This is a genomic window from Candidatus Woesearchaeota archaeon, assembly GCA_021735165.1.
GTDB lineage: Archaea > Nanobdellota > Nanobdellia > Woesearchaeales > 21-14-0-10-32-9 > JAIPET01.
On sequence record JAIPHP010000031.1, the window covers coordinates 1 to 5,839 of the forward strand.

6 protein-coding genes are annotated in these 5,839 nt (G+C 32.8%); 4 read left to right on the forward strand and 2 right to left on the reverse strand.

What is annotated here, in order from left to right; genetic code table 11:
- Nucleotides 1–604, reverse strand: a 604-nt coding sequence (locus tag K9L97_06075; GenBank protein ID MCF7872571.1) for a hypothetical protein, incomplete at its 3' end; no start/stop codon positions are given.
- A gap of 10 nt (nt 605–614) precedes the next feature.
- Nucleotides 615–1,169, reverse strand: a complete 555-nt coding sequence (locus K9L97_06080; GenBank protein ID MCF7872572.1) for a hypothetical protein — start codon at nt 1,167–1,169, stop codon at nt 615–617.
- 366 nt (nt 1,170–1,535) lie between these two features.
- On the opposite strand from K9L97_06080, the gene gyrB reads away from it, so the two are divergent.
- Genes gyrB through K9L97_06100 form a run of 4 tightly spaced genes read left to right on the forward strand, consistent with a single transcriptional unit; the run spans nt 1,536 to nt 5,616 of the window.
- Entirely contained in the window at nt 1,536–3,461 is a 1,926-nt protein-coding gene (gyrB, locus tag K9L97_06085; protein ID MCF7872573.1) for a DNA topoisomerase (ATP-hydrolyzing) subunit B, read from the forward strand.
- Between the two features lie 55 nt (nt 3,462–3,516).
- A complete protein-coding gene (locus tag K9L97_06090; protein ID MCF7872574.1) occupies nt 3,517–4,905 on the forward strand; it encodes a signal recognition particle receptor subunit alpha in 1,389 nt (462 codons plus the stop codon).
- Between the two features lies 1 nt (nt 4,906).
- The gene (locus K9L97_06095; protein MCF7872575.1) at nt 4,907–5,257 is read left to right on the forward strand and encodes a hypothetical protein; all 351 of its coding nucleotides are present in this window, start codon (nt 4,907–4,909) and stop codon (nt 5,255–5,257) included.
- Nucleotides 5,254–5,616: a hypothetical protein gene (locus tag K9L97_06100; protein MCF7872576.1), complete on the forward strand. Its 363-nt coding sequence runs from the start codon at nt 5,254–5,256 to the stop codon at nt 5,614–5,616. Before K9L97_06095 ends, K9L97_06100 begins: the two co-directional genes overlap by 4 nt.
- Nucleotides 5,617–5,839 lie beyond the last annotated feature (223 nt).

The following is a 5,839-nucleotide window of genomic DNA, read 5'->3' on the forward strand; positions in this document are numbered from 1 at the left end:
AATAAGGCCACACATGGCTCTTAGATTTAATGTTCTGGAAACACCAGAACAAGCCTTTCAACGAAAGTTGAAAGCGGAGGTTTAATAAATGATAAAACGAAAAAAGGTATCGAAGGGAAATACTTACAGGATAACACACATCATCTTTATCACCTTTAAACTTAAAAGCATCACTAACAGACTCACTAAAAATGTCTTTTTCTATTCTTTCAAGGCAAGCACTATCATAAAAAGAAAAAATGTCAATTCTTAAAGGAGAACACCCATATTTTTTAGGAACCTCAATAAATTTTTTCATAAAATTTTCAGCAATAACAGAATTAGCAGCTATTTCATATTCAACTCCAAAAATATCTGCGTTAGGGACCGAATATTGACTTTTGTTTGTGATTGAATAATTACATCCTTTGATATCTGATAGAACTAATTTTTTAATAGTATCTAAATATGTTTCAGATCTTTCCTGGGTACTTATTGCCTGTATAACAACATTTTTTCCAAGTAAATTATTTTTTATTTCATCATCAATAATCTTACCAACATCTGAGACCATGCAAGGACTATCAAGAAAATACCCATTAATTTTTTTGTGTTTTATAAACATTTCAATCACATTAATATAAAACGCCGATGAGTTTTCTTTGTATTTGTTCACACCTGATTTTTCCGGGATCAATATTAGGATTGTTATCTCCTTTTAATATGAAATATGTTCCTTTAGAATCTTCATCTATCTTTATAACTCTGTGAATTATTATTCCGGGAGCATAATCTGATTTGTAAGAAACAACATCCCCAAGATAGATATCGCTAGGACAATCAGGAACTATTTGTAAAGCATTGCTATCTTTATTTATCATAGGAAGCATACTCTTAGTGTCTGCAAAGGCTGCCCATTGAATATCTTTAGCTTCAATAACAACTCGATCACTATAGACTCTTATTTGATTCTCTTTCAAATAATCAGAAGGACTATCTATGTTGCGATTGCCATTTACAGGGTATTGAATGTCTAAACCAATAACATTTCCAACAAAAGCAGAACCATTATTTGCATCAACACTAGCTACAAAAGATATTAGAAAACTTGCAACAAACACACCTAGCATAAACATAGAGATTGGCTGTTTTAGTGCATTTACCACAAGTTTAAATAAACCCGAACTCATTTTTTGTTTTCACCTATAAGTGATTAATATGATACTATTTAAATATTTCGCTACTGTGCAGTAGTTTTCGCATTTTCTGATATTCACACGAAATAAACATGTTTTTAAATGAAAAATAAATTCTCAACAAAATAATGCCTCTGTAGCATAGAAGCTATTGCATCTGCCTCGTAAGCAGAAGGTCGCGAGTGCAATTCTCGCCAGAGGCTTATTAAACAATAAAAAGATTGAAGAATGAACAATTATTTACCATATAAACAATAAATATTTTTTTAACGATACATTTATAAACAAAAACCCTTTCTAAATTCATATTCTAAGAATAAAATTTTAGACGAGAACCAAGGGGCAAAAAAGGGCACAAAAATGGACGAAAATAAACAAAATAATCAAACAACTAATCAATACAGCGCACAAAATATTAAAGTTCTAGAAGGCTTAATGGCCGTAAGAAAAAGACCAGGAATGTACATAGGAAGCACAGGACCCCGAGGATTACACCACCTAATACAAGAAGTTGTAGACAACTCAATAGACGAAGCAATGGGTGGATACTGCACAAAAATAATAATAACAATACACCCAGACAACTCAGTAAGCGTAGAAGACGACGGAAGAGGAATACCAACAGACATACACCAACCACTAGGAATACCTGCACTAGAAGTTGTAATGTCAAAACTACACGCGGGAGGAAAATTCGAAAAAGACACATACAAAGTATCAGGAGGACTACACGGAGTAGGAGTATCAGTAGTAAACGCATTATCAAAAAAATTAGAAGCGACAGTATTTAGAAACGGAAAAATACACCACATAATATTCGAACAAGGAAACAAAACACAAGACATGAAAATCACAGGAACAACAGAAAAAACAGGAACAATAATAAAATTCTGGGCAGATCCTGAAATATTCACAGAAACCATAGAATACGACACAAACATAGTACAAAACAGACTAAGAGAATTAGCATTCTTAAATAAAGGCGTAAAGATACACTTCAAAGATGAAAGAAACCAAACAGAAAAAGAATTCCATTACGAAGGAGGAATAATAAGCTTCGTACAACACCTAAACGAAGGAAAAAACACTCTACACGAACCAGTATACATAGAAAAAGAAAAAGACAACATAACAGCCGAAATATGCATACAATACACAGATTCATACAACGATAAAACATTCTCATTCGTAAACAACATAAACACACACGAAGGAGGAACGCACATATCAGGATTCAAAACCGCCCTGACAAGAGCACTTAATAGCTATGCAGAAAAAAACAAAATTTTCAAAGACAAAACAACAAAACTAAGCTCAGAAGACGTACATGAAGGACTAACCGCAATAATAAGCGTAAAAGTACCAGAACCTCAATTCGAAGGACAAACAAAAACAAAACTAGGAAACAGCGAAGTAAAAGGAATAGTTGACAACATAACATCAATAGGACTATCAACATACCTAGAAGAAAATCCCACTTCAGCAAAAGCAATACTAGAAAAAAGCATAACTGCCGCAAGAGCAAGAGAAGCCGCAAGAAAAGCCCGAGAACTAACAAGAAGAAAATCAGTACTAGAATCAACCACATTACCTGGAAAACTCTCAGATTGTTCAGAAAAAGACCCCTCAAAATCAGAAATATACCTAGTTGAAGGAGACAGCGCAGGAGGAACCGCAAAACAAGGGAGAAGCAAAGAATTTCAAGCAATCCTACCACTGAGAGGAAAAATACTAAACGTAGAAAAAGCAAGAATGCATAAAGTAATAAGCTCAGATGGAATAAGCACAATGATAACTGCAATAGGCACCGGAATAGGAGAAGAATTCAAACTAGAAAAAGCAAGATATCATAAGATAATCATAATGACAGACTCAGACGTAGATGGAGCGCACATAACAACCTTAATCCTAACATTTTTCTATAGATACATGAAAGAACTAATCGATGCAGGATACATATATCTAGCACAACCACCCCTGTACCTAATAAAAAAAGGAAACCACAAACAATACGCACTAAGAGAAAAAGACAAAGACTCAATAATAAAAGAATTAGGCGGAATGCAAGGAATAAACATACAAAGATACAAAGGACTTGGAGAAATGAATGCAGAACAATTATGGGACACAACAATGAACCCAGAAACAAGAACACTAAAACAAATCAAAATAGAAGACGCAGTAGAAGCAGACAGAACATTCACACTACTCATGGGCTCAGAAGTAGAACCCAGAAGAAATTTTATAACCGAAAATGCACATAAAGTACAAAATTTAGATTTGTAAAAAAACAAATAACCACTAAACATTTATAAACAAAAACCCTTTCTCACAACATAAAATGGTACTTGAAGGACTATCGCAAAGCCTGAAAAAAACATTATCTAAAATAACTGGCTCAATATTCGTAGATGAAAAACTAATCAACGAACTAGTAAAAGACATACAAAGAGCACTTTTACAATCAGACGTTAATGTACAACTAGTACTAAAAATCACACAAGGCATAAAAGAAAGAGCAAAAAAAGAAGAAACCCCAAAATCAATAAACAAAAGAGAACACCTAATAAACATAGTATATGAAGAACTAGTAAAATTCTTAGGACAAGGAGACCACAAATCATTAATAGATGAAATAAAAAAACAAAACGAACAAAAACAACCATTCAAACTAATGCTAGTAGGATTATTTGGGTCAGGAAAAACTACAACAACCGGAAAACTAGCAAACTACTTCAAAAAACGCGGACTCAAAACATGCGTTTTAACAACAGACACTTGGCGACCTGCCGCATACGACCAACTAGAACAACTAAGCAAAAAAATAAATGTGGACTTTTTTGGTAATAAAAAAGAAAAAAACCCTGCAAAAATATACCAACAATATGAAAAACAATTACAAGAATACGACCTAATAATAATAGATACTGCTGGAAGAGACGCATTAAATGAAGAACTAACAGAAGAACTACAACTACTAAACAAAACAATACAACCAAATCAATCATTTCTCGTCATAAGCGGAGACATAGGACAAACAGCAGAAAAACAAGCATCATCATTTCATGAAAACGCAAATGTAAAAGGAGTAATAATAAGCAAACTAGACGGAACAAGCAAAGGAGGCGGAGCACTAATAGCATGTTCAATAACAGGAGCACCAGTAAAATTCATAGGAACTGGAGAAAAAACAGACGACATAGAAGAATTCAAACCAGAAGGTTTTGTAGGCAGACTACTAGGAATGGGAGACCTAGAAGCACTACTAGAAAAAACAAAAGAAGCATTCACAGAAGAAGACGTAGAAGACATGCAAGAAAAATTAAGCAAAGGAGACTTCTCGCTTCAAGATTTATATGATCAAATGCAAGCAATGAAAAAAATGGGACCTTTAAACAAAATTTTAGATATGATCCCTGGAATGAACCAAGCAAACATACCTAAAGACATGTTAAAACAACAAGAAGGAAAAATAGACAAATGGAAATACTTAATGGATAGCATGACACAAAAAGAAAAAAATGAACCCGAAATAATAACCGGAAAAAGAATAGAAAGAATCGCAAAAGGCAGTGGACAACCAACTTCTGAAATACGCGCACTTTTAAAACAATACAGACAAAGCAAAAAACTAATGAAAATGCTGAAACCAGGAAAAAACACAAGTGAAAAAGACATGCAAAAAATGATGCAAAAAATGCAGAAAGGAGGCATGAAAGGATTCAAATAAAATGGAAGAAACGCCAATACAAAAACTCCAAAAAAAGAAATTCTGCATGATTCAAATTAACGCAGCAAACAGACAAAAAGATCTCCTGCAAATAAGTTTAGAAAAAAACCTATTAGAACTATATGAAACATACAAAACAAAACTCGACTTAATATTTGCAAACACTAATAACAACAAAGAAACAACAAAATACCAGATAGAAATAATAAATGCAGCAAAACAAAACATAGAAACAATAGAAAACTACAAAAAAGATAATAAAGCCAACAACAACACAATATACTATCCATTATCTCTTATGATTGCTTACTACAAAACAATTTCATCAACATCGGAAGTATTTACAAAATGACAACACACAACAAATACCACTCTCTGAATCACACAGAAAATTCTCTTTCACTTAAAAGAACAGAAGAATATATAAGACAAAATTTATCTAAAGAAATAAGAAACAACAGACTTATTTTAAATGATTGTGATTTAGAAGAATTAAAATCTTACTACGAAATCTATAAAGAAAAAACACATGATTTAACACAAAAAAACAAAAAAATATTAGAAAATCAAAAAAAAATAAGTGAACTATATGTAATAAGTATTCTCGATAGAAATATTAAAAAACTTATAAATAATAAAAATATCATTGCGTTAAGACTGGAAGTTGCAGATTTAAAAACGATTTATGAACTACTAGAAAGCGAAGAATAAACTAAAGAAAACATGAATTAACACCCAATCTAAAGGACAGGACATTAAACCCTTTACACCAAAACACAATAGCAAAAAAAACTAAAATGACCTACTCCCGCGACCTAAAGGTCGGGGTATCTCAGGCAGTAGCGTGATGTAATGCTTGGTTTTTTATGTAGTTCTCTACAGTCGCGAATTCGTTGTATCCTACTGTTGTTGCGCATCCTCCCGCGCTCCATAA